Below are 26178 nucleotides of genomic sequence, written 5' to 3' on the forward strand. Positions count from 1 at the left end.
GAGTGAATGCCATGGCAAGCCTGTAAACTGCTCGTCAATAAACGTTAATTGGTAAGCTGTGTTAGTGGTTTATCAGCCTACAACTCAAATATCATTCAGCGAAGTCTCAATAAGAAAGCCGCTAATGAAGGCGGCTTTCGTGTTCGATTGTCCTGTAACCCTTGAATTTTCTCGGTTACATTAAATCTCGAGGCATTAGAGCAAATACACGTTCAAGCTGCAGGCGCCGTGGGCACCGACGACGAGGGCTTGTTCGATATCGGCGGTTTTTGATGGACCCGCGATAAACACCCCGAACTCACCTGAGGCTAACGTGATTTCTTTAGCTGCCTGATGTAGGGTCGGCACAATCTTATTCGCTGGCAGGGCTAAGATCAGGTTTTCACAGATAAAAGGCGTGACTCTGTGGCCTAGATTCTTATTGTTCACCCAAATGGCACCGTTTTCGGCAACGCCAATGTCACCTGGGATCACTGCATAATCTATGTTTTTGAGCTCGTGGGCAGTGGGTGGCATTTCACGGTTTGCCGTGACACCCTCTACAAGGGAGATGACCTGTAACCCTTGGGCGATATGTTCATCGACTTTGGCTTGCAGGGCGACTAAGCCACCATCTTTATGCAGCGTACCCGCGACAGTATTGAGGTTGGTCTCGAACTGGCCGACGAGATTTTCGACCCTTGGCGTCACATCTATGCTTGGCATAGGATGATTTGTTAAGGCCGACAGTTTGAGCGCATTGAGAATTTCAAGTTTACTAGACATCTTATAGGCTCCTGTGTTTCTTAAACCAAGCTTCGAAGCTGGAGTTCGGGGCGACGGGCAGTTCACGGTATTTACCCCATGCACCGCTAAAGGGTTTTAACAGACTACCCGGTAGAATGCGCAGCGCAGTTCTCGCCATACTCATAGAGCAGTTCAGCATGGTTTCGCTTGCCATAAATTTACCCACTAATGGCATGTAACTGTTTTTGCCATAGGGGAGTTTTCCGGCTTCGGCCTTAAGGCGTCTGTGATGGAAAATAATCTTATCGAGCGGCACTTTAGTCGGGCAGATATAGGTACAGCTGCCACACAAGGTACAAGCCCAAGCAATCGAGTTAGTGTCATCAATCTTAGCGCCCACTGCGATACCAATTGGGCCAGGGATGGTGTAGTTGTAGCTGTAACCGCCAGAGCGACGATACACAGGACAGGTATTGAGGCAACCACCACAACGGATACACTTCAACGATTCTGCAAGGATTTTATCCTTGAGCATCTCAGTGCGGCCATTGTCGACGATAATAATATGCATCTCACCTTCGGGCTGTGGGCCACGGTAAAAGGCGCTATAAGTCGTGACAGGTTGGCCCGTGGCGTTGCGCGCCAGTGTGCGTAGCAAGACGGCTGCGCTATCGATATCGGGCACCACTTTGTCGATGCCCATTGAATGCAACTGCAGCTTAGGCAGGTTAGCGCCCATGTCGGCGTTGCCTTCGTTGGTGCAAACCACCACGGCGCCTTTATCGGCAATCGCCATGTTCACGCCTGTCATCGCGGCATCGGCGCTAAGGAACTGTTCACGCAGGTGGGCACGGGCGGCGCGGGTTAAATACAAGGGATCGGATCCCCCCGCTTTAGTGCCGATTTTCTCATGGAAGAGGTCGCCGACTTCTTCTTTCTTCATATGGATCGCGGGCACGACTATGTGTGATGGCGGCATTTTAGCGAGCTGAATAATCCGCTCACCTAAGTCGGTATCTATGACTTCAATGCCGCGCTGTTCTAAGTACGGATTGAGGTGGCATTCCTCGGTCAGCATTGACTTAGACTTCACCAATTTTTTGACTTTATGGCGGGATAAAATGTCATGGACGATGCGATTGTGCTCGGCGCCATCTTTGGCCCAGTGGACTTGTATGCCGTTGGCGATACAGTTTTGTTCAAAGGTTTCAAGATATTGAGCAAGATGGGTTAGCGTGTGCAGCTTAATTTCTGAGCCTAACTGACGCAGTTGTTCCCACTCTGGGATGCTACCCGCGGCGCGGTCGCGTTTTTCTCTGAGCATCCACAGGGCTTTTGAATGCCAGTCGACACGGGTTTCGTCGCGGCAAAAAATATCGGCTTTATGGGCATGGACCTGTGAGCCTTGAGCCCCGTGATTATGATTGTAAGCCATGGTGAGTCTCCTAGAGCGCGGCGTTCAGCACTTGCGCTATGTGGCGAATTTCAATCGGCAATTGCTGTCTGCGGATCATGCCATCGAGGTGCAATAGGCATGAGGGATCAAAACCCACCACATATTCAGCACCCGTTGCAGCATGGGCTTGGGCCTTGTCTTTGCCCATTTTGGCCGACACTGCGCCTTCATCGACGGCGAAGGTGCCACCAAAGCCACAGCATTCGTCACGGCGGTCGGGATACACTATGTCTATGCCAGCAATATTGGCGAGCACGGCTTCGACTTTGTTGAATCTTGGCCCCATTTGCTCACTCGGAGTGGCGAGGTTCAACATGCGGATACCATGGCAACTCAGTTGCAGGCTGATTTTGTGCGCGAAGGGCTTGGTAAAGGCGGGGATCGGCGCGATATCGTGTAAAAACTCAGTCAGTTCATAGAGTTTGTTGATCACAGCTTGTGCTTCTGGGCTGCTATCAAACTCGTGGAAGTTTTCTTTGGCGGCCACTAAGCAAGAGGCGGCAGGGCAAACAATAGCGTCGCATTCCACTCCCTTAAAGGCGTTGAGCAATTTAAGGGTGGTGCTGCGCGCTGCATCGAAGCAACCTGAGTTTGTCATCGGCTGGCCACAGCATGTTTGACCCGCGGGTAGAATCACTTGGTGCCCGAGTTTCTCTAATAATTCCAAGGTGGCAATGGCAACCTCTGGCATCATTTGATTGACTAGACACGGGATGAAAAGGGCGATTTTCATTGTGTTTTCTCTTTCTTGTTAGTGAACGACATTGCCTTGCTGTGCGACCCCAAAGTCCACACAAATGCTAAGGTAGTTGATCAAATATAGGCCTATCTATGCGGAATAAGTAGCCCTAATTTAGTAAATGAGCTTGTAGATTTTTGCAAAAATGAGAATATTTTAACTTGCTGATTATGTTGGTTTAAAAATGTATTTATTCAGCTTTAGATTTATCAATAATATTAAAAAATGAATAAATGAGAATAGTTCGCTTATATAAACAAACGGGGCTAAATATCGCCCCGTTGTTTACTACTGTCATACCAGATTAGCGGCTGCACTCTTCGAGCAGATAAGCTAAGTGGCGATAGGAAATGCCACTGTGCTGAGTGAGGCCGACTTCACACATACGGTTGGCGTAATAGCCTTCCTTGATCTCGACAGGAATGAGCTTTTTGATATTACGCAGCGCGCTGGCGTTGATTTCAGGCTTATACAAGCCTTTTTCCCCCGCGTAACCGCAGCAGTCAATTCCCGCCGGTTTGAGCACTTGCATAGAGCAGGCATCGGCAATCGCTTGCATCTTAGGCTCAAGTTTCATCTTGCGTGCGCTACAACCTAAGTGCAGTGCCACATTGACTTTTTTGCTGATGTTGAGCTTAGTTAGCAAGTTGTCGTGCATAAACTCAACTAAGTCGATAATCTGCACTTTTGGATTACCCGACAAAGTCCGGTAGGTACAAGACAGCGCATCGACGACCACAGGCAGCTTGCCGCCATTGGTCATCTTGCTCACCGCATCGATAAGTTCTTGGCGTTTGGCATCGGCGTTTTTAAAATCGCCCTTAGACTCCCACATTTGGCCGCAGCATAAATCGCGGGTTTTCTCAGGGGTAATCACGTTATAACCCGCGCGTTCCAGTAGCGTGACGACTACTTCTGGCAAAGTGCGGTTATCGGGATCTTTTGGTGTCGGGCCAAAGGTTCTGCCGCCACAGGCAGGGAAGTAGACCACAGTTTCTTGGCCCACTTTTGCAGGTGATGGTTTTGGCAGTTTGCCGCCTTTAGGGAAATCAGGATTCCAATACGGCACTTCTTTAGAAATCAGACGGCCGGTTTTCATCAGCGCACTGGTGATGCCATCGCCGGTGATTTTGTGGATCACGCCGAGCATGTCAAAACCTGAGCTGATCACTTGGTTAACTGCGCCAAAATGTTTGGCTTGGAAATCTAAGACTTTTTGTTCAGTAGTGCTGATGTACGGCGTGCGCAGTTTACGCACCAGTTGGCCCATGCTGTTATCCACTGGGCAAGCAATAGTACAAAGCTGGCAGGCGGCACAGGTATCAACTACATCGTATTTAGCGGCGGCGCGCATTTCTGCTGCGGCGGCTTTATCACCGGATTGTTCTAAACGTTCGATTTCACGCAGAGTCGCAATACGCTGACGAGGTGAGAAGTTGAGTGCCGATGTTGGGCAGGTTTTTTCACAGAAACCACATTCGATACATTTATCAACAAAATCATCGACCACAGGGCAGGGCTTGATGTTTTTAACGTGGACATTGCTATCGTCGTTAAGAATAACGCCTGGGTTTAGAATGCCTTGTGGATCAAATACTTGTTTGATGCTCTTCATCAAAGTGTAAGCATCTTGTCCCCATTCTTTTTCGACGAACGGCGCGACAGCACGGCCAGTACCATGCTCGGCTTTCATTGAACCGTCGTACTTGTTAATCACCATGTCGGCAATATCATCCATAAAGGCATGGAAACGATCGATATCGGCTTGAGTCGAGAAGGTGGGGGTAATGATAAAGTGGAAGTTCCCCGCAAGAGCATGGCCATAAATACAGCCTTCAGGGTAACCATGTTTATGGAAAAGCTCAGTGATATCGTGCGCCGCAGCAGCAAGGTGCTCTAGTTCAAAGGCTACGTCTTCGATGATAACTGAGGTTCCCTTTGGACGCTCACCACCTACAATCGGGAACAAGCCTTTGCGCATTGCCCAGTATTTGTCATAAACCGCTGGATTAGTACTAAATTCCATTGGGCGGATAAAGTCAAAGCCGGCGAGTTTCGCGGTGACATCTTGAGTATAATTTTCTAAGGTTTTGTCGTCATCAGCACGGGATTCTATCAGTAGAATAGCGGATAGGGCCGGTAATTCTGATAACCAATCTGGCATGCCAGGCTTGCCCGTTACTGCTTTGATTGATGGCCAATCAAGGAGTTCAGCAGCAGAAACGCTTTCACCGTTTATCAGTGGTATGGCTCGTGCGGCATCTTCCATATTATGGAATACGGCCATAGCTGAGGCTTTAAATTTAGCCTCATTCACTGTGTGATAAGTGACTTCATTAATAAAGGCTAAGGTGCCTTCCATCCCCACCATTAAGTGGTTGATGATGTCAAATGGGTCGGTAAAATCGAGTAACGAATTGATGCCGTAGCCGGTGGTATTTTTAATGGAATACTTTTTACGAATTCTGTCCGCTAACACTGTGTTATGGCGAGTCATGTGCGACAGTTCTGTCAGCGCATCCAGTATTTTTCCATGGGATTTAACAAAGGCAGCTTTTGATTTTTCACAGCCTGTATCGAGTTCAGTACCATCTGCAAAAAGAAGTTTCGCGGAAGCGATAGTTTGGTAACTGTTTTGCGCAGTACCACAGCACATTCCCGAAGCATTGTTTGCCACAATACCACCAATTTTGGCGGAGCCTATGGTGGCGGGATCGGGACCAATTTTGCGGTTAAGCGGCGCGAGTACGGCGTTAGCGTCGGAACCAATGACAGCCGCACCTAAGGTGATTTGTTTGGCATCGCTACTGACTTCAATCTTTCTAAAACCATCATGGCCAAGGATCAACAAAATACCTTCACCGATAGCTTGGCCAGATAAACTGGTTCCAGCGGCCCTAAACGTGACGGGTGCATCATGCTTACGGGCAACGGCTAATGTGAGCTTTACCTGTTCTAGGGTTTCTGCATGGACAACCACTTCTGGGACTATCCTGAAGTAGCTTGCATCGGTGGACCAGGCAAAACGGCGAACGGGATCATCCGTCACGGGATGATCACCTAATTGCGTTCTTAGATCATCGATGACCAGTTTATAGTTAATCGACATAGCATCATTCTCTTTATTAATAGATTAAAGCCGAAGTCACTGGGAGTGACTTCGGGCATTCAATAAAATAAAACGGCTTAGAATCCACCCCACAGGGTAGCTATTGTGCCCGCCAGTAAGGCATAACCAATGGCAACAGGCATTGTTTTACGGATAATTTCTGATTCTCTACCTGCCATACCCACTACTGTTGCAGCGGCAACCACGTTCATTACGCACATCATGTTACCGGCGTTTGCACCGATACCTTGTAGTGCCAATACCAGTGTGTGGTTCATGCCAATATTGTCGGCCACGCTGTATTGAAGGCTGGAGAACATCATGTTTGAGAAGGTGGCTGAACCCGATAAGAAGGCACCAAAAATCCCCACGATAGGCGCCATCCAAGCCCACACTGCGCCCATGGAACCTGCCAACATATCCGCTAAAGCGACAGGCATTGAGGCAAGACCTGCACCATTCGCGCCTGAGTTTAAGAAGATTTTCACCATAGGCACTGATGCGCCTAATGAAATAATGGTTGGCAACATGGACTTACATGAAACACCGACCGTTTGCTGAATCGCAGGGCTTTTCATTTTGAACAGGAAGAAACCTAGAATACACACGGCAACAAAGAAGGCACCTGGTGCATATAAGGTTGCGAAGCTGGCTTTAAGCTCAGTGCCCATTAGGCCTGTCCAGCTGATGTTAAAGCTTGATAACCATGCTTTTAACGGTGCCACTGTACGCGACAGTACCAAAAGCGCAGCCATGATGATGTAAGGTGTCCAAGCGGCAATTTGGGAAAACTTAGCCGTTGTTTCGACTTTTCCGCTTTCTTGACTGTCATTCTCTGCGAAATCATTCCATGGCGTTTTAGGCAGTAAGTAGCCTTTACGCGCAACCGGGATCACTAAGGCCATACCGATCAATGAACCGATAACCGAAGGGAATTCTGGGCCTGCAAGGTAGTTGATGATCCATGCGGGGACGGTAAAGGCAAGACCTGAGAAAATCGCAAATTTCCAAATTGCTAAGCCTTCCTTAAAGGATTTATTGCGACCAAAGAATCCAGTTAGCATGGTCACCATTACGAGAGGAATTAATGACCCTGTGATTAAGTCGATAGTGATCATATGCATGACGATATATCGAGCATAACCAGCATAGTTACCCCCATGGGCAGCAAATTGCTCCGCCGCCATGCTCACGCCACCTTGGATCAGACCCTGTTCCATCCCAAAAAGTACGGGTAGGCCAATTGCACCGAAGGATACACAGGCCGAGTCAGCAATCAAAGCCACGACAGCTGCGGCAACGGGTGGTACACCAAGCAATACCAGTAGTGGTGCGCCAATGGCTGCGGGAGTACCAAAACCAGCACTACCTTCAATAAAGGCACCGAATAACCAACAGATGATGATGACTTGTACACGGGCATCGGCACTGATGTTAGTAAACCCAGCACGGATAGTGTCCATGGCACCTGAGTATTTCAGGGTATTGAGTAGGAATACGGCGCCAAAAATGATGGTTAACGGTGTGATGGCTGAGAGCAGTCCTTCGAGGACCGATGCCGCCAGTAATGTGGTATCCATTTGCCAAATAAACACGGCGGCGAGCGCTGTGATTATCATGGAGATAGGCATAGCCTTAGATGCAGGCATTCTGAGTAACACTAGAAATAGCATTACACTGAGCACTGGCGTCAAGCTAGCGAGGAGTTGAAGTATTGTCATGCTTGCCTCTTCATAAAGTGGTCTGTCTTATTATTGATATTAGGATTTTTCATCTGCCTTCATGTCGACTTCCCAGACCAATAAATCAGCAGTTAATACTGCAAGTACTTACGGTCTCGACATTCTGTGTTGTGTACTAGACGCTATTGTGAGCTTGACTAATATGATCTAGATCATCTTGGCTGTTATATGAAATGCTAATTTACAGTGCTGCGGGGTGCTTCTCTCGGGGGATTTTCTTATATGTGACAATGATCACTTAGGCTGTTGGGTGCATATCTACTTTGGTTATATTAAATTAAATTTGTTGTTTTTCTGGTTATTAAAAGTAGAGCTATCACTCATATTCATCGTCATTATTGCAATTAACTGATCCATTTATTTCATTAATAGTCTGTTATTGGTTTTTTCAGTCATTTTTAAGGTGTGATTAAGGTCGCATAGATTGTTGTGGCTAGATTAACTCATTTACTTCTATTTTCATCAAGCTATTGTAATGTTTGCCTAATATGTCCATTTTGGAATGGTTTTTTATAGTGATCTAGAGCACGTTTTAAAATGGTGGGATTTTATTGTGATGGATATCACTTAATGAATTTTACTTTAATATGAAATTTAATAACCATTGTTTAATTTAGTTTCAGTTTATTTGAGCGAACAGCCAGCCCAAATATTCAAGTATATTGAGCGAATAACAGAAAAGTTGAAATAAAAAGTGACCGCTTCTAATGGGTTAAGAGGGGAAATTGAGAGAACAGGGTGAAATTGAAGCAGAAATTTTAAGTAACAAAACTAAAAAATACTGTTTGAACTTTTATCAGACTGGTTAGTGTCATTAATGCTCAAACGCCATTAATGCGAATATTAGTTGTTTGTGAGAAGTGCTAAAAAGTTCACCAAAGACTGTGCAGGGGAAAAGATAAGGCTTTAATCGCAACTTTCTAGGTTAAATTTACAAAATAAAAAAGAGACGTGATATGTCTCTTTTATTGGTGATTTAGCCAACAGATACAGACTTAAAACAACTTGCTGCCCCAGCCTAATTTGGTCCGCAGCACGTGGAAATAGTTGTGTCCTTTAGGATGAATAAGCCGTAAACGTTCAGAGCTGCGGCGCACTATGATTTCATCGCCGGGTAACACGGCTAAATGCACGTGGCCATCACAGCTGACTTCGAGGTTTTCGCCATTTTCAGGTGACACAACCATTTTTATCGTGCTGCACGCATCGACAACAATCGGGCGGCACGACAAAGTGTGCGGGAACATAGGTACTAAGATTAGGGCCTGTAAATTAGGCGTCAGGATAGCACCGCCAGCGGAGAGGGCGTAGGCCGTTGAACCGGTCGGTGTTGACACTATCATGCCGTCGGCACGTTGGCTGTACATGAACTGATCATCAATATAGACCTCAAACTCAATCATGTGGGCAATTTTACCCGGATGAAGTACGGCTTCGTTGACGGCGGTGTTGCTCGCCTTGAGCATACCGTGGCGATAGACTTCGGCTTCGAGTAAGAATCTATGCTCGGTATCGAACTCTCCATCGAGTACCTTGGCGAGCGCCTCTTCGAAGGCATCGGGCGGCAGATCGGTTAAAAAGCCTAAATTGCCGCGGTTAACCCCAATCACGCCTAAATCGAAGCGGGCTAATACCCTTGCCGCGCCGAGCATGTTACCGTCACCACCGACGACTATGGCTAAGTCGCAACGCGCGCCAATTTCTAGTAAATCGACCGCTATGATATTGGGTCCTAATTCGGTAGCAACACGCTCTTCCACTAAGACTTCAAAGCCCTGCATTGTCAGCCAATAATGCAGACGCTTTAAGGTTTGGTTGGTCCCTTGGTGGTGAGGTTTGCCGATAAGGCCGATAGTATGAAACTTTGTGGTCATATTTATGCTAGATCTGGCCTTAGGCCTTGAAACGTCAAAATTGATCCCCATAATATGCCCAGAGTATTTCAGAAACAAAGCATTTTTAGCTGGAGTGAAAATGAGCAACGAATCGATTAAAGCAGAACAGGATCTGATCCAAGAGGGTGTAGAGTCTGAAGTATCTACCGCAGAAGCAAGTCTGATCGATGAGCTTACCCAGGCCAATTTCCGTATTGAAGAGCTGGAACAGTTACTCGCTGAAGCTTTGGCGAAAGTTGAAGAGCAGAAGGATTCAGTCATCCGCGCCGCAGCCGAGGTCGATAACATTCGTCGTCGTGCCGCAATGGATGTGGAAAAGGCGAACAAGTTTGCCTTGGAAAAGTTCGCCAATGAGCTTTTGCCTGTGCTTGATAACATGGAGCGCGCGCTAATGGGTACAAACCCAGAAGATGAAGCGACGAAAGCGATTTATCAAGGTGTTGAGTTAACTCAAAAAAGCTTACTCACTGCGGTGGCTAAATTTGGTGTTAAGCAAATTGATCCACAAGGTCAGTCATTTAACCCTGACCAACATCAAGCGATTGGCATGCAGCCAAGCGCCGAGTTCCCTGCGAACACTGTGATGTTGGTGATGCAAAAGGGTTATGAGCTGAACAGTCGCTTGCTGCGCCCTGCTATGGTGATGGTGTCACAGGGTGGCCCTAACCAAGAAAGCGCAACGATAGATATCGAAGCTTAAGCTTTATTGGATCAGCCGCTGTTATAAAAGACAGCAACAAAAAAGGACTGCAATTGCAGTCCTTTTTTTATGGGCGGAATTTTTTATTGATAACATTTAGCGTCTTAACGAGATAAGCAAGTTCAGCCTATTGCGCTAGATAAGCATTGATTTGCGCCAGTATGCCTTCGGCATCCAGTTGCAAGTCGTGGATGACTTCCTCTGGCGAGCCATGTTTAATGAACTCGTCTGGCAAACCAATTTGGAGTACGGCTTTAGGCATTTTTAGCTTTTGAAGCTGTTCAAGCACTCCGGCACCCGCACCGCCTATAATGGCATTTTCCTCCACAGTGACTAACACTTCATGGGTTAGTGCCATTTCTTTTATCAGATCAACATCAAGTGGTTTCACAAAGCGCATATCGACAACCGTCGCATCTAAGCTTTCGGCAGCGGTTAATGCTGATGCGAGCAAGGTACCAAAGTTAAGTATGGCAATACGCTTACCGATGCGCTTAATGACACCTTTACCAATTGGCAACGCAGTCATGGACTCGACTTGCATCGCTCCCGTGGCACTACCCCTTGGGTAACGCACCGCACTTGGGCCCGCATCATAGCAATAGCCTGTGTAGAGCATTTGACGACATTCGTTTTCATCGGACGGCGCCATGATCACCATATTAGGGATACAACGCATAAAACTTAAATCGAATGCACCTTGGTGGGTTGGACCATCGGCACCGACGATACCGCCACGGTCAATGGCAAATAATACGGGCAATTGTTGTAGTGCGACATCGTGAATAAGCTGATCATAGGCGCGTTGCAGGAAAGTCGAGTAAATCGCGACTACAGGCTTGAAACCTTCGCAGGCAAAACCCGCCGCTAAGGTGACGGCATGCTGCTCGGCAATCGCTGCATCGAAATATTGTTTCGGGAAGCGCTGGGAAAACTCCACCATGCCAGAACCCTCACGCATAGCAGGAGTAATCGCTAACACTTTCTCATCTTGTTCGGCAATGTCGCACAACCATTTACCGAAGACTTGAGAAAAAGTCGGTAAACCGGGTTTGGTGGCCGGCTTTTTAAAGAGTGATGGGTCAAACTTAGGCACAGCATGCCAACCGATAGGATCTTTTTCAGCAGGTTCATAACCACGACCTTTTTTGGTCATGATGTGCAGCACCTGTGGACCTTTCAGATTACGCATATTGCGCATGGTCTCGACCAGAGCGTCTACATCATGGCCATCGATAGGACCTATGTAGTTGAAACCTAACTCTTCAAATAGAGTGCCAGGAACGACCATACCTTTGAGGTGTTCCTCAGTGCGCTTGGCCATTTCTTTGATGACTGGCATACCTTTTAACACTTTTTTGCCGCCTTCGCGCAGTGTGGTGTAGAAACGGCCTGACATCAGTTGTGCTAAATGATTGTTGAGGGCGCCGACATTTTCTGAAATCGACATTTCGTTGTCGTTCAGTACCACGAGCATGTCATTGTGCAAGTCGCCCGCGTGGTTCATGGCTTCAAACACCATGCCGCCAGTCATAGCGCCATCGCCGATCACAGCTACAACTTTACGACCTGCTTGTTCTTTTTCTGCAGCTATCGCCATCGCCAGCGCGGCGCTAATCGACGTGCCTGAATGGCCAACGCTGAAAGTGTCGTATTCACTTTCTTCACGCCATGGGAAAGGATGTAAGCCATCTTTTTGCCGAATGGTGTGCATCTTGTCACGTCGACCCGTGAGAATTTTATGGGGGTAGGCTTGATGGCCTACGTCCCAGATCAGTCGATCAAAGGGGGTATTGTAGACATAGTGCAGTGCCACAGTGAGTTCTACTGTGCCGAGCCCAGAGGCAAAATGTCCGCTGGACATGCCAACAGACTTAAGAAGGAACTCGCGCAGTTCATCGGCTACTTGTGGTAAAAGTGCCTGAGGAAGCTGGCGGAGCTCATTGGGGGTGTTGGCCTGCGCCAACACGGGAAACTGAGAAATGTCCAAACTCATAGCGAGATACTTCGACTCTTATTATATTCTTCGCTCAATGATATAGCGGGCGAAGTCTGCAATTAACTGGCTATTGTATGGCAATTTAGCCAGCGCTGATAGTGCCTCTTGGATCAGTTGTTTGGCGGTGTCTTGTGCACCTTGTAGTCCAAGTAGTTGTGGAAACGTACTCTTATTCGATTCAGTATCAGAGCCTTGCGGTTTACCTAGCTCTTCGGTGGTGGCTACTATGTCAAGGATATCGTCTTGTACTTGGAAGGCGAGTCCGACCGCACGGGCAAAATCCATCATAGCAGCATACTGATCTTTTGGCGCGTTTGCGGCGATCAAAGCTAACTCAACGGCGCAGCTGATAAGGGCGCCAGTTTTCATATTATGTAGCTGAGTTAACGCGTTAAGATCAATATGTTTATCGGTCGAGGCTAAGTCTATCGCTTGACCTCCACACATACCACGATAACCTGAGGCTTTGGCCAATACTCTTACCATAGCGATATGTTGTTCGCTGCTGATCCCTGGTACGGTTTCGGTGACAATTTCAAAGGCTAAGGTTTGCAGAGCATCCCCCGCTAAAATGGCCGTCGCCTCATCAAAGGCGATATGCACTGTCGGCTGGCCACGGCGGAGCTCGTCATCGTCCATGGCGGGTAAATCGTCGTGGATTAATGAATAAGCATGGATACATTCAATAGCTGCGGCGCAAGCATCTAACTTTTCGAGTTCGACACCAAACATGCGTCCCACACTGTATACGAGGAACGGTCGAATGCGCTTCCCTCCCAATAAGGCACCGTAAGTCATAGCGGCTTTTAATTGGAGAGCTGTATCTTCAAGCGTACTAAAACGCTGTTTTAATTGATCATCAACTCGTTGTTGATATTCTTGAATGGTACTGACTAACACGCTTATTCGCCCTCAACGGCATAGGGGGATAGGGGCGCATTTTCATCTTGTTTCAGTAAAATGGCCACTTTTTGTTGGGCTTGTTCGAGTTTTGCTTGGCTATTTCGAACGAGATTGATGCCACGTTCAAATTGTTTTAACGCGTCATCGAGGGATATATCGCCTTGTTCTAGATCGGCAACGATGCGTTCAAGTTCGCCAAGGGATTCTTCAAAACTAAGATTTTCGGGTTTCTTCGCCACGTTCAGGTTTCCTTTGATTTAGCGGACACAAGGTATATCAGGGCGGCGTAAGGGTCAAATTCAGACTAAAGATATTTGCTCAATAGCACGGTTTGTTACTGAAATTTTTCCAGAAAATATAAATTGTCGCTAAACTTGCTTAGTGTGTGTCCGATAACTGACAATAGTATCATCATTTGTATGGTAATTTTTAACTGGATAAACAAGGCTCGTATGTGTGTCGGTGGGATTATCTTATTCGGTAGAATAACTGAGTGTTCTTGCTTACCCAGAGTAAGTATTATGTCGTCTATTACGAAAATTGAGGAGCCGTTGTGGATTTAGCAACAATAATCGGAATTGTGGGAGCCTTTGGTTTTATTCTCGGCGCTATGGTGACCAGTGGCGGCTTGATGATTTTCGTTGATGTGCCCTCGATCCTGATTGTGTTCGGTGGGTCCTTCTTCGTGGTAATGATGAAGTTCACTCTTAAACAGTTTTTAAGCGCCGTTAAAATTGCTTTGAAAGCTTTTGTATTTAAGATTGATAAACCAGAAGACTTGATTGAACAGTCAGTGACTATGGCGGATGCTGCCCGTAAAGGGGGGTTTTTGGCATTAGAAGAAGCGCAAATTAGCAATACTTTTATGCAAAAGGCTGTCGATATGTTGGTCGATGGTCATGATGGTGAAGTAGTGCGTGCAGCTCTAGAGAAGGATATCGCTCTAACGGAAGAACGTCATCGGACGGGGATTGGCATATTTAGAGCCTTTGGTGATGTTGGGCCAGCTATGGGGATGATAGGCACACTCGTTGGTCTCGTGGCCATGTTATCAAATATGGCGGATCCTAAATCTATTGGTCCTTCGATGGCTGTTGCGTTGTTAACCACATTATACGGCGCTATGGTCGCTAACATGGTTTGTCTTCCTATCGCGGATAAGCTAACGCTCAGGATGGGGGAGGAAATGCTCAATCGTAACCTTATTATGGATGCGGTATTGGCGATTCAAGACGGACAAAACCCGCGGGTGATTGAAGGCTTTTTGAAAAATTATCTCGCTGAAAAAAATCGTAAAATCGATACAACGGACGGAGAGTAGCCCATGGCTAAGTGCAATTGTCCACCGCCCGGAGCACCGCTCTGGTTGGCAACATTTGCCGACTTGATGTCGCTGTTGATGTGTTTCTTCGTATTGTTATTGTCATTTTCTGAAATGGACGTGATGAAGTTTAAGCAGATCGCGGGCTCAATGAAGTATGCCTTTGGTGTGCAAAATAAGGTGGAAGTTAAAGATATCCCGAAAGGGACTTCTGTCATTGCCTTAGAATTTAGACCAGGACGCCCCGATCCGACTCCGATTGAAATCATTAACCAGCAAACGAATGAAATGACTGAACCTGTATTGGATTTCCAAGCGGGTGAAGACGATAGTGCGGGCGGCGTGCAGCAGCAAAATGGTTCTCAGCGGGGTGGCGAAGCGAGTGCTACGGCGCAAGAAGTGGCCGATGCGGTTAAAGCGGAAGCGGCAGCGGCGCAAGAAAAGATCAATCAGCAAGTGAAGAAGATGGCGCAGGAGCTCAATAAAGAGATTACCGATGGAGCGATTGAAATTGAGTCATTAGGTCAGCAGATTATTATTCGTATACGTGAGAAGGGTTCATTTGCTTCTGGCTCAGGTTTCCTGCAGCCTCGATTTAAACCTGTGGTACGCTCAGTCGGCGAATTGTTAAAAGATGTGCCAGGCGTCATCACAGTGTCAGGTTACACGGATGATATGCAAATAAGCGATGAGCTCTATAGTTCTAATTGGGATTTATCCAGCAAACGTGCCGTGGCAGTGGCCCATGAGTTAGTACAGGTCAGCGGCTTTGATTCTAATCGAATGAAAGTGGTTGGTATGGCGTCTAACAATCCGATTGTGCCTAACGATTCTCCGGAAAATCGTGCCCGTAACCGCAGGGTTGAAATTGCTATTGAGCAAGGTAAAGCTAAGGAGTCTGAAGAAATTCAGATCGGTAATTCGCCTTAAGTGTTTAGATACTCTCCCAATTTAAAGCCGCAATAATCTTGCGGCTTTTTTATTGAGCTAATGTGGACTTTTCCCTTTTAGTTAACGTGTTATGCATCAAATCACTGTGGTTGATTTAAATCCATTTGGGCTTTACGTTAATCACATTGAGTGTGTAATCCCTAAGTTTCCTTGACCATCCCTCAACGACTTATTGTTAATAATTTATCTCAAATCACTTATTTTAAGCAGGGAAATTCACACCATTCGAATAGGCTTTAGTGACATTATTTCAGCCTAATTAGCTGCCGTGATTTAGTCATTAATACGCGATGAATACGCCACAAATTTGGCCTGTGTCGCTGTTGGCTATGTGCGCTGAAACTCGCCTTTTTAGGTTGCTTGGGTATATAATCCCCCGATTATTCTTTTAACCAATTTTGCTGTTTTAAAATTGCCCGCGGAAATCCCATGAAGTTTATTGTAAAGCTGTATCCAGAAATCATGATGAAGAGCAAGCCTGTACGCATGCGCTTCACCAAAATGCTCGAAACTAACATCCGTAATGTGCTTAAAAAAGTTGACGAAGATGCAAAAGTGCAGCGTCAATGGGACCGCATTATGGTGATGGTACCAAAGGATAAGCCTGAATTGGCCCAAGCTTTCGGTGAGCGTCTGGCGTGTATTCCTGGCATTGCACACGTAGTGCAAGTGGATGAGTACAGCTTTGAATCTGTTGATGATATTTATCAGCAAGTCTTGCCTGTTTACCGTGACCAACTCGCGGGTAAAACCTTCTGCGTGCGAGTCAAGCGTACTGGCGATCATGATTTTAATTCTATTGAAGTTGAACGTTATGTCGGTGGTGGCTTAAACCAGTTTACTGATGCGCTGGGCGTGCGTTTAAAGAATCCGGACATTACCGTTAATTTAGAGATTGAGCGCGATAATCTTTATATGGTGACTAAGCGTATTGAAGGTCTAGGCGGTTTTCCGATGGCAACACAGGAAGATGTATTGTCCTTGATTTCGGGTGGTTTTGACTCTGGCGTATCTAGCTATCAATTTATCAAAAAAGGCGCTCGTACCCATTACTGCTTCTTCAATCTGGGCGGCGCACAGCACGAAATTGGTGTAAAACAAGTGGCTTACCATTTGTGGAAAACCTACGGTGAATCCCACAAAGTGAAGTTTATTTCTGTGCCTTTTGAGCCTGTGGTTGCTGAGATTTTAGAGCGTATCGATAACGGTCAAATGGGCGTTGTATTGAAACGCATGATGATGCGTACCGCGGCGCGTATCGCCGAGCGTATGGGCATTCAAGCCTTAGTTACCGGTGAAAGTTTAGGCCAAGTGTCTAGCCAGACCCTGACCAACTTAAACGTCATCGACCGTTGTACTGAGTTATTGATTCTACGTCCCTTAATCGCCATGGATAAGCAAGACATTATCAACGAGAGCCGTAAAATCGGCACCGAAGATTTTGCTAAATCAATGCCTGAATATTGCGGCGTAATTTCGCAAAAGCCGACGGTAAAAGCGGTATTAGCTAAGGTTGAAGCGGAAGAGAAAAAGTTCTCTGAGGATTTGATCGATCAGATCATCGCCCAATCTGTCACTATCGATATCAGGGAGATCGCAGAACAAATGGATACTCGGATTACTGAGACAGAAACGGTTGCCAGTATCGATACTAACCAAGTGGTCATTGATATTCGTGCTCCTGAAGAAGAGGAAAGCAAACCGCTGCAAATTGAAGGTATTGAGATAAAGCGCATCCCATTCTTCAAGTTAGCGACTCAGTTTGCCGATCTCGATAAGCAAAAGACTTATTTGCTCTATTGTGAGCGTGGGGTGATGAGTAAATTGCAGGCATTGTATTTAATCGAGCAAGGCTACACGAACGTGAAAGTGTATCGTCCATAAGTCGGGCGAAAACCTGCCCATTGCCGTATATCGTCAGTGGGATTGATTTGCTATTTAAGTACAAAAAAGCCGCATATTAATGCGGCTTTTTCTTTGCTCTTACTGAGCGCGACCTGAGTTTCAGTGTCGTTTAGGTTATTCGGCTTTAACGACTTGCTGATGAGATGCGACATCGTCTGTGGCAATCAGCAGAGTGGCTTCTTGTAGCACTTCTTGGTGCATTTTATTCATTGCAGCGGTTAAATCTGCAGTGATATTGGCTTGCAAGTCGCTTGTGTCAATGACGATTTCGTCAACGAGTACATTTGCACTGGCATTGAAGCTGAGTGCTGAGACTAATATTAACGCAAACGCCGATTTTAAATTGAACATAGTCGCCTCCGGGCTGACAAATTAACGCTGTCAGACATTCCCATCATCAACTTTGAGATTGTCTAACTTAGGTATTTCATAGCTATGGATGTTTCATCGCTATTGGTGTTTCGTTGATAAGCTGTTTCATTGGCGCAAAATTTAACCAAAAACGCTGGCCTTTACAAACGATTAAATGTAACAATACGGATTAGAAAAACTAATTAAAAAACGAGACTGAGATCACTATGTCGAGACGATTACCACCGCTTAATGCGGTTAAAGCTTTTGAGGCAGCCGCGCGGCATTTGAGCTTTACGCGGGCAGCGGAAGAATTGTTTGTTACACAGGCTGCGGTGAGCCATCAAATAAAGGCATTAGAAGATTTCCTCGGATTAAAATTATTTCGTCGAAAGAACCGTTCTTTGCTATTAACCGAAGAAGGGCAAAGCTATTTTCTCGACATCAAAGATATCTTTATTCAGCTTGCCGATGCCACCGACAGATTACTCGCCCGCAGTGCGATTGGTTCGCTGACGGTCAGTATGTCACCCAGTTTTGCGATTCAATGGCTAGTGCCACGTTTGGCTAAATTCAGTGAGAAAAATCCCGATATCGATGTGCGAATTAAGGCCGTTGATACCGAAGCGAGTTCATTAACCGATGATGTGGATGTGGCTATTTATTATGGCTTAGGTAATTGGCCTGGGCTACGTGCGGATAAGCTCAGAAACGAAGTGCTTATTCCCGTGTGTTCGCCCATGTTGCTCAACGGTCCTAAACCACTCTCAAAACCGAGTGATTTAAAGTATCACACGCTATTACATGATATGAATCGTCACGATTGGCAGGCGTGGTTTAGGCAATGTGGCATTACCGATATTAATGTGAATCAAGGACCTATTTTCAGTCATTCGTCTTTGGTATTGCAGGCGGCGGCCCACGGTCAAGGGGTTGCTCTGGGTTACAGCGTGCTGGCACGCCCCGATATCAAAGCTGGGCGGCTTGTGTGCCCATTCCAAGAAGTCTTGGTCAGTAAAGATGCTTACTACTTAGTTTGCCAGCAAAACCATGCTGAGCTGGGTAAAGTGGTGGCGTTTCGTGAATGGATGTTAGACATGTTTGCCGAGGAGTCTCGCAGTGAGTTGTTGCCCGGATAAGCCGAGTTATGTATTAGAAGGGGAGCCTGCGAGTACTTTGATTTTATTGGCCCACGGTGCGGGTGCTAACATGGATTCTGATTTTATGCAGGCCATGTCGGCGGGATTCGTTGCTCAGGGCTTCCGAGTGATGCGCTTTAATTTTCCTTATATGCAGGCGAATGCTGTAGATGGTAAACGGCGTCCACCGGACCGTGCGCCTAAATTGCTCGCGTGTTTTACACAGATGCTCGATATCGCCCACTCACAACCACAAGTTGAACGTGTGGTGTTAATGGGGAAATCCATGGGCGGTCGTATGGCGGCCCTATTAGCCTGCGATCCTACATCAGCGGCGCACATCGATAGGGTGATTTGTTTAGGTTATCCTTTTGTGCCACTCAAAGGCGGCGAGCCTAGATTGGAACCTTTGAATGAATGCCAAGTCCCAGTATTAGTCGTACAGGGTGAGCGGGATAAGTTTGGTGGCAAAGCGCAGATCCCAAGCTGGCCCTTGAAAGCTGCGATAGGATTGGCTTGGATAACCGATGGCGATCATAGTTTTGTCCCAAGAAAGTCATCAGGCACCAGTGAAGCCGCTAACCTTGCACGTGCTATTGATTTATCAAGTGATTTTATTCGTGAGCTTGATGTTGAGCGAATAAATGTTGAATGAGTTAATCCCATTCCAGCAGGAGCGTTAAATGCGTAAAGGTCTATTGTTACTCGCCGCCGTGAGCGGATTCTTAGCCGTCGCCTTAGGGGCTTTTGGTGCCCATGGTTTAAAAGCGGTCGCGCCACCAAACTTAATTGAAGTCTTTAACTTAGGTGTGCAATATCATTTCTACCATACCTTTGCCCTCATCATGGTTGCCTTCTCGGGCCAATGGTTAACCTCGCGTTTACTGGACTGGTCGGCATATCTCTTTGTCGCAGGCATAGTACTATTTTCAGGCTCACTATATGGACTGGCTTTGTTTGGGACTAAGTGGTTAGGTCCTATTACGCCTATGGGTGGTGGTTGTTTTTTACTCGGTTGGTTATTATTTGCCGCCGCGGTATGGCGTCACAAAGTTATCGACGGCCATGAGTCTTAATCGCTGATGCTTATGTGAGTTAACAGGCTTAGGGCGCACCTAAGCCTTTTTTATTTCTCTAATCGCAATTCAAGGTTCAGCAGTAGGCAAATAGGGCATTTGTGGATTGAAATTGGTATACTGGCGCCCAAATCGATAGTCAGCCAATGCTTTGGCTTGGATTTCTCAGGGATCCCCATGAAAAACCTATTTTTATTTTGCCGCGCAGGCTTTGAAAAAGAATGCGCTGCAGAAATCCAACAGCGAGCCGGTGAGCTCAATGTGGGTGGCTTTGTTAAGGCCAACAATAACGACGCTTATGTTGTATACCAATGTTTTGAAGACGACGCTGCTGATACGTTAGTCAAACAATTACCTTTAGATTCGCTCATTTTCGCCCGCCAGATGTTTGCTGCTAGCGACTTGTTAGTTGACTTGCCTGAAAATGACAGAATAAGCCCAATCGTTGCGGCGCTCAGTGACGTCAGCAAAGCGGGTGAAGTGCGGGTTGAAACACCTGACACTAACGAAGCGAAAGAGCTCTCGGCTTTTTGCCGTAAGTTCACTGTGCCTTTACGCCAGCATTTGAAAAAATCGGGCAGTTTGCTCGCGCAGGAAAATCCCAAACGTCCGATTATCCACGTGTGTTTTATTGGCCCCGGCCGTGCCTATGTGGGTTATTCCTACAGTAATAACAGTTCGCCACATTTTATGGGCATTCCACGCCTTAAAATGGCGGCGGATGCACCGAGTCGTTCAAGTCTGAAACTCGACGAAGCCTTTGGCCAATTCGTGCCTAAGGAAGAGCAAGAAGAGCGTATTCGCAGTGGCATGAACTCAGTGGATTTGGGCGCTTGCCCTGGTGGCTGGACTTATCAACTGGTGCGTCGCGGCATGTTTGTGTCGGCAGTTGATAATGGCCCTATGGATGAAAAACTGATGGAAACGGGCCAAGTGAAACATTACCGTGAAGACGGTTTCCGTTTCGAACCGCAACGTAAAAATATCTATTGGCTGGTGTGCGACATGGTTGAGAAACCTGCGCGTGTTGCCGAACTGATTGAAGCTTGGGCGATTAACGGTTGGTTTAAGGAAGCGATTTTTAACCTTAAATTACCGATGAAGAGCCGCTATAAAGAAGTGACTGCTATCCTTGAGACCATGCAGACGATTCTTAAAGAGAATGGCGTGACTGATTTTAAAGTGCAGTGTAAGCATCTTTATCACGACCGTGATGAAGTGACAGTGCATTTATGGCTACGCCCTAATACCGCTTGGAATTAATTCCAGTGCTAACCCTGCGGTGAGCTTGTTGTCGCTAGAATGGTAATTGTCACGCGGGTATAAAGCCACGCAGGTTTAAAAGCTAGATAACAAAAAGCCCCAAAGGAAACTTTGGGGCTTTTTCGTGTTTACTCATTTGAGTTTCAAGCGCTTGCTTCTTTTAAGCTTTTACTTGAAAACGCGCGTTATAGGCTCGTCTTAAACGCGCTTAGCATTGAGATCACAGACGCTCAAGCACAGCTTGCGTGAAGTCAGTCGTGCCGTGAGTGCCGCCTAAATCGCGAGTCGTACGGTCGCCTTCTTCGATCACTGCAGATACCGCTTTACGGATTTGCTCAGCTTTGTCAGCCATACCTAAGTATTCCAGCATTTGGATAGACGCTAAAATCACTGAGGTTGGGTTTGCGAGGTTTTTGCCAGCGATATCAGGCGCACTACCGTGAACGGCTTCGAAAATCGCAGCATCACGGCCAATGTTTGCGCCAGGTGCCATACCTAAACCACCCACTAAACCGGCACACAGGTCCGATAAAATGTCACCGAATAGGTTAGTCGTCACGATCACATCGAAGTTTTCTGGGTTCATCACTAACTTCATGCACGTTGCATCGACGATCATTTCTTCTGTCTTGATGTCTGGGTAACGTAGGCTCACTTCGCGGGCCACTTTCAGGAACAGGCCTGACGTTGACTTCATGATGTTAGCTTTGTGTACAATAGTGACTTTCTTACGGTTTTCTTTGCGAGCTAGTTCGTAGGCGAAAGTGGCGATTTGCTCAGCACCTTGGCGAGTGACGATACTGGTTGCTTCTGCTGTTAAACCATCTTCAGACACTTTTTGACCATGGCCAGAATACATGCCTTCGGTGTTTTCACGTACTGTGATGATATCGATATTTTCGTAACGGGCTTGGGTACCTTTGAAAGACAGTACTGGGCGTACGTTAGCATACAGACCGAATTTCTTACGCAAGGTTACGTTTATAGAAGTAAAGCCTTCACCAACGGGAGTCGTCAGTGGCCCTTTCAGCGTGATACGGTTTTTTTCAATGAGTTCTAAAGTGCGTGCTGGCAGTAACTCTCCTTGCTTTTCAAGTGCAGTCAGGCCGGCATCGGCAAATTCATATTCAAAATCACAGCCCGCTTTATCAAGAATTTTTAAGGCTGAATCAATAATACTTGGGCCAATTCCATCACCTGGAATTACGGTTATCGTTCTTTTTGACATGGAGAAGTCCTTCCACGGTTCGTCGTTACTGCAATTGTCTGCCCCAGTGCTAACTGGATAGCAGGACTATGAATTTGGTATTTTTTCTGCCTATTATTTTAACCATCTTTGGTCAAACTTCACAGGAAATAGTGAGCAATATCACGATTTTTTATGTGGTATAACTTGTAAAAATACTGGGTTCTCACCATGATGGAGAGCCAATGGTTAAAAAAGTCTACTTTAGTCTAACAAATATATAAAAGAGGAAGACATTGAAGTTAATCCCTATCACATCTCTGGTTTTGTTATCCCTTGGAATATTGCCAGCAGTGCAGGCTGAAACCAGCACTAAACCGCTCACCCTAACAGACATTATGCATTTTGAATCCCTTGAAAAGCCGGTTATCTCAGATAAGGGGCAAGTCATCGCGGTCGAGTCTGCGCCCGATCGCGGGGATAGTCACGTCATTGTGAAAAATGTCCTGTCGCAGCAAAGCTATCAAATCGCGGGGGGGTCAGATCCCTTGGTGAACCACGATGGTCGTTATGTAGCTGTGGTGGTTAAACCGAGTTTGCTCACGCGTGAAACGAGTGATGCCAAGGCGAAGAAAAAACTTAAGTCCGACATGGTGTTGCTCGATACTCAAACTGGCACGCAAACTCGCTTCGAGCGTGTGAAGGAATTTGTGTTCAGTGATGACGGTAAGCATCTGGCGATTTGGTTTGAGGCTGATGAAGAGTCCAAAAAAGATGCTGAGCCTAAAGCCAGCGAAAAACTCGCTGAAGCAGGCACACAAACCCCAGCGAAAGCGGATAAGCCAAAGGTTGATAAGTTTGACCAAGGCCGCCGTTTTAGTTTGATCAGTTTAGACGATCAAACTAAGCGCATCGATGTTGAGCAAGTGACAGGTTATGTGTTTGATAAGGCGAGCCGCCGACTTGCGTTAGCGGTGAATGATATCGCCAATAAACAGCATCAATTGCAATTAGTGGATTTACATACCCACCAAAAAACTGTCGTTTTTGATTCGCCTAGCCAACAGGTTGGTGCGTTAGCGCTGGCTAAAAATGGTCGTTGGCTGGCGTTTACGCAGGGCAAAGATAGCGAGTTGCCCTATGGTCGAAGCTATCAGTTATCGCTGGTCGATTTGCAATCGGGTAAAATCAGCAAAACTCCTGAGTCACCTGAGTGGAAACTTAATCGCCACACAAGTTTAAGCTTCTCATTGGACAGCGAACGGCTGTTCTTCGGCCGTGTGCCAGAGGTGAGCCAGCAGCTTAGTTTGCAGAAAATCACCGAAGAAAAAGACCTGTTTAATGCCGATATTGTTACCGGACAGCGCGGGCTTAAGGTATGGCATGGTGACGACCCACGGATTAAACCCCACGAAATCAAGCAATATGATGATGAGCAAAAACGGACTTACCTTGCGGTATTGCATTTAGGCTCAAATAACGTGGTGCAGCTTGGCGATAAAACTGTGCCAGATGTGACGATTTCGCAACATAAGCGCTTTATGTTGGCGAGTTCAGATTTGCCCTATCGCAAGATGGCGACGTGGGCGGGCTTCTATCAAGACTATTATCTGGTCGACATTAACACTGGCAGTAAGGTGCCTTTTTTGACTCAGCAGCCGAGCGATGCCGAACCAAGTTTGTCGGGTAACGGCAAGTATGTAGCTTATTATCAGCAAGGTAATGTGTATCTCTATGATATTGCAGAGGATCGTCGTACTAATCTTACAAAATCCCTAAAGGTCAGTTTTGCCGATGAAGACCACGATTATCCATCCAGTGCTCCAGGATATGGTTTTGGTCCTTGGCTTAAAAATGATGCAGGTTTCTTGGTTTACGACAAATACGATGTTTGGCAGTTTAATACCGAATCTAAGGCGGGTTTTGCCTTAACCGCAGGTAAAGGGCGTACCCAGAAAATTCAATATCGCCTTGAGGGCTTAGTCGATAATCCCGATGAGCCGACAGAGCTTGCCTATAACGCCACTGTGTTACTCCACGGTTATAGTGATAAAACCAAGGCCGATGGTTTTTATCAAGCCACCTTGGGCGAAGCGGGCGTGAAAACGCTGATGCAAGGCGAGTATAAGTTGACCGTGTTAGGCCGCAGTAAAGACGGCGATACTATCGTGTTTTCTAAGGAGCGTTTTGACTTATTCCCTGACTTATATACGACCAGCTATAGCGCACCGCAAAATGCAGTTAAGCAAACCGATTTAGATAAGCAGCGTCAAGCCTTTAACTGGAGCCAATCCGAGTTAGTTCACTGGACAAATGGCGATGGTAAACCGTTAGATGGCGTGCTGATCAAGCCGACGAATTATCAAGCGGGTAAGCGCTATCCTGTACTGGTTTATTACTATCGCTTTATGACGGATAGACTGCACGCCTTTCCGCAGATGAACATTAACCACAGACCTAACTTTGCTTGGTACATCAATAATGGTTATGCGGTGTTCCTACCGGACATTCGCTTTGAAATTGGTTACCCAGGGGCGAGCTCAGTACAAGCGCTCACGTCTGGCGTGCAAAAGCTGATTGAGATAGGCATTGCCGATCCCGATGCTATTGGTTTGCAAGGTCATTCTTGGAGTGGCTATCAAACGGCGTTTGCCATTACTCAAACTAAGATGTTTAAGGCGGCGGTTGCAGGTGCTCCAGTATCGAACATGACCAGTGCCTATAGCGGTATTCGCCACGGCACAGGTATTGCGCGTCAGTTCCAATATGAAACCGGACAGAGTCGTATTGGCGCAAGTTTGTTTGCCGCGCCGCAAAAGTATATTGAAAACTCGCCAGTATTTTATGCTGACCGTATTCAAACGCCTTTGATGATCATGTTTGGTGATAAGGACGATGCAGTGCCTTGGGAACAAGGTGTTGAAATGTACTTAGCCATGCGCCGTGCGGGTAAAGAGGTGGTGTTCTTGCAATACGAGGATGAGCCGCATCACTTGAAAAAGTACCCGAACAAGCTCGATTACAGCATTCGCATGATGCAATATTTCGACCATTATCTGAAGGGAAAACCTGCGCCAGAATGGCTCAGCAAAGGTGAAGCCTATGTTGAGTATAAGGCCGATGATGAATAGGAAATTGGCTTAGTTGTTTTACAATTGAGTCAATTCATTGATTGTCAAAATAAAAACGCTACCGATTCGGTGGCGTTTTTATTTAACTGTCAGTCGTATTTATTTACTGGTTAATGTCTCTTGGGCAGAGTTGAGGGCTGTGTCAGTATCTGCATCGAGATATTGCTTATAGGTATCTTGACCCCAAGCAATCAATTGATCATTTTTAAAAATAAGTGGGGTACATTCCTCTTTCGTGGTCACACCGTCTGATTTTTCATGGTGAGTGCGATAAAAGAGCACCTGTAGCTTGGTTTCTTTTACGGCTTTGGCCTCTGAAAAGTCAGCTTTACCTAGTAACTGTTTTACTGAAACGATATTTTGCCCTAGCGCTAACTCGTTCATTTTTTGGCTGTTATAGGACTGTCGGTCCTCCCAACTCATGTCATCTGGCGTAGGTTCATAAACGAGTACCACCACAGCGACAAAGGCGACGTAGGCGGCGAAAATGCTACCGATGATTACCGAAACTTTTGATTTCATTTACAGTTATTCCTTTACCTCATTAAATGAGTCACGTTATTACGTCCATAAAATACGCTTTTGT

General features: G+C 46.4%; 21 protein-coding genes. 9 read left to right on the forward strand and 12 right to left on the reverse strand.

Annotation, left to right across the window (positions count from 1 at the left end; all coding sequences use genetic code 11):
- Nucleotides 1-195 precede the first annotated feature (195 nt).
- The 6 genes from L5L97_RS01450 to nadK all read right to left on the reverse strand — a co-directional run bounded on the left by L5L97_RS01450 (nt 196) and on the right by nadK (nt 9646).
- Entirely contained in the window at nt 196-765 is a 570-nt protein-coding gene (locus L5L97_RS01450; RefSeq protein ID WP_263180905.1) for a lactate utilization protein C, read from the reverse strand.
- A gap of 1 nt (nt 766) precedes the next feature.
- Nucleotides 767-2161, reverse strand: a complete 1395-nt coding sequence (locus L5L97_RS01455) for a lactate utilization protein B (protein ID WP_263180907.1) — start codon at nt 2159-2161, stop codon at nt 767-769.
- Nucleotides 2162-2171: 10 nt separating this feature from the next.
- Nucleotides 2172-2915 (reverse strand): (Fe-S)-binding protein, encoded by a 744-nt coding sequence (locus L5L97_RS01460; RefSeq protein WP_107404114.1) that lies wholly within the window; start codon nt 2913-2915, stop codon nt 2172-2174.
- Nucleotides 2916-3225: 310 nt separating this feature from the next.
- A complete protein-coding gene (locus tag L5L97_RS01465) occupies nt 3226-6030 on the reverse strand; it encodes an FAD-binding and (Fe-S)-binding domain-containing protein (RefSeq protein ID WP_263180909.1) in 2805 nt (934 codons plus the stop codon).
- Between the two features lie 77 nt (nt 6031-6107).
- Nucleotides 6108-7751: an L-lactate permease gene (locus L5L97_RS01470; RefSeq protein ID WP_049821741.1), complete on the reverse strand. Its 1644-nt coding sequence runs from the start codon at nt 7749-7751 to the stop codon at nt 6108-6110.
- Between the two features lie 1016 nt (nt 7752-8767).
- A complete protein-coding gene (gene nadK, locus L5L97_RS01475; protein WP_081729057.1) occupies nt 8768-9646 on the reverse strand; it encodes an NAD(+) kinase in 879 nt (292 codons plus the stop codon).
- Nucleotides 9647-9746: 100 nt separating this feature from the next.
- Here nadK and grpE point away from each other — a divergent pair, with 100 nt between their 5' ends.
- A complete protein-coding gene (gene grpE, locus L5L97_RS01480; RefSeq protein WP_028760692.1) occupies nt 9747-10367 on the forward strand; it encodes a nucleotide exchange factor GrpE in 621 nt (206 codons plus the stop codon).
- A gap of 127 nt (nt 10368-10494) precedes the next feature.
- Here the strand turns inward: grpE and dxs are convergent, their stop codons facing one another.
- The 3 genes from dxs to xseB are packed head-to-tail and all read right to left on the reverse strand — an operon-like array spanning nt 10495 to nt 13508.
- On the reverse strand, nt 10495-12363 hold the full coding sequence (gene dxs, locus L5L97_RS01485; protein WP_168823303.1) for a 1-deoxy-D-xylulose-5-phosphate synthase: 1869 nt from the start codon (nt 12361-12363) through the stop codon (nt 10495-10497).
- 21 nt (nt 12364-12384) lie between these two features.
- Nucleotides 12385-13266, reverse strand: a complete 882-nt coding sequence (gene ispA / locus L5L97_RS01490; protein WP_263180911.1) for a (2E,6E)-farnesyl diphosphate synthase — start codon at nt 13264-13266, stop codon at nt 12385-12387.
- A gap of 2 nt (nt 13267-13268) precedes the next feature.
- Entirely contained in the window at nt 13269-13508 is a 240-nt protein-coding gene (gene xseB, locus L5L97_RS01495; protein WP_006080884.1) for an exodeoxyribonuclease VII small subunit, read from the reverse strand.
- Between the two features lie 314 nt (nt 13509-13822).
- On the opposite strand from xseB, the gene pomA reads away from it, so the two are divergent.
- The 3 genes from pomA to thiI all read left to right on the forward strand — a co-directional run bounded on the left by pomA (nt 13823) and on the right by thiI (nt 17425).
- Nucleotides 13823-14590, forward strand: a complete 768-nt coding sequence (gene pomA, locus L5L97_RS01500; RefSeq protein ID WP_173497062.1) for a flagellar motor protein PomA — start codon at nt 13823-13825, stop codon at nt 14588-14590.
- Nucleotides 14591-14593: 3 nt separating this feature from the next.
- Nucleotides 14594-15520: a flagellar motor protein MotB gene (locus L5L97_RS01505; RefSeq protein WP_113941028.1), complete on the forward strand. Its 927-nt coding sequence runs from the start codon at nt 14594-14596 to the stop codon at nt 15518-15520.
- A gap of 450 nt (nt 15521-15970) precedes the next feature.
- Nucleotides 15971-17425, forward strand: a complete 1455-nt coding sequence (gene thiI / locus L5L97_RS01510; protein WP_028760687.1) for a tRNA uracil 4-sulfurtransferase ThiI — start codon at nt 15971-15973, stop codon at nt 17423-17425.
- 135 nt (nt 17426-17560) lie between these two features.
- On the opposite strand, the gene L5L97_RS01515 is transcribed toward thiI, so the two are convergent.
- Nucleotides 17561-17797, reverse strand: coding sequence for a hypothetical protein (locus tag L5L97_RS01515; RefSeq protein ID WP_028760686.1), 237 nt, complete (start codon nt 17795-17797; stop codon nt 17561-17563).
- 227 nt (nt 17798-18024) lie between these two features.
- Here L5L97_RS01515 and L5L97_RS01520 point away from each other — a divergent pair, with 227 nt between their 5' ends.
- The 4 genes from L5L97_RS01520 to rlmM all read left to right on the forward strand — a co-directional run bounded on the left by L5L97_RS01520 (nt 18025) and on the right by rlmM (nt 21275).
- Nucleotides 18025-18936, forward strand: a complete 912-nt coding sequence (locus tag L5L97_RS01520) for a transcriptional regulator GcvA (RefSeq protein ID WP_105249769.1) — start codon at nt 18025-18027, stop codon at nt 18934-18936.
- Entirely contained in the window at nt 18917-19591 is a 675-nt protein-coding gene (locus L5L97_RS01525; RefSeq protein WP_263180912.1) for an alpha/beta family hydrolase, read from the forward strand. Before L5L97_RS01520 ends, L5L97_RS01525 begins: the two co-directional genes overlap by 20 nt.
- A 28-nt stretch (nt 19592-19619) precedes the next feature.
- A complete protein-coding gene (locus L5L97_RS01530; protein ID WP_011918954.1) occupies nt 19620-20012 on the forward strand; it encodes a DUF423 domain-containing protein in 393 nt (130 codons plus the stop codon).
- Between the two features lie 177 nt (nt 20013-20189).
- Nucleotides 20190-21275: a 23S rRNA (cytidine(2498)-2'-O)-methyltransferase RlmM gene (gene rlmM / locus L5L97_RS01535; RefSeq protein ID WP_011846285.1), complete on the forward strand. Its 1086-nt coding sequence runs from the start codon at nt 20190-20192 to the stop codon at nt 21273-21275.
- 220 nt (nt 21276-21495) lie between these two features.
- Here rlmM and L5L97_RS01540 read toward each other — a convergent pair whose 3' ends face one another.
- Entirely contained in the window at nt 21496-22503 is a 1008-nt protein-coding gene (locus tag L5L97_RS01540) for an isocitrate dehydrogenase (RefSeq protein WP_113941031.1), read from the reverse strand.
- Nucleotides 22504-22757: 254 nt separating this feature from the next.
- Between L5L97_RS01540 and L5L97_RS01545 the strand changes: the two genes are divergently transcribed.
- Nucleotides 22758-25592 carry a prolyl oligopeptidase family serine peptidase gene (locus tag L5L97_RS01545; protein ID WP_263180914.1) on the forward strand — a complete coding sequence of 945 codons (2835 nt, stop codon included), beginning with the start codon at nt 22758-22760 and terminating at the stop codon, nt 25590-25592.
- A 99-nt stretch (nt 25593-25691) separates the two neighbouring features.
- Here the strand turns inward: L5L97_RS01545 and L5L97_RS01550 are convergent, their stop codons facing one another.
- Entirely contained in the window at nt 25692-26114 is a 423-nt protein-coding gene (locus L5L97_RS01550) for a DUF3192 domain-containing protein (protein ID WP_219234256.1), read from the reverse strand.
- Nucleotides 26115-26178: the final 64 nt, after the last annotated feature.

Origin of the sequence: Shewanella sp. SM71 (assembly GCF_025653905.1) — a bacterium.
GTDB lineage: Bacteria > Pseudomonadota > Gammaproteobacteria > Enterobacterales > Shewanellaceae > Shewanella > Shewanella oncorhynchi.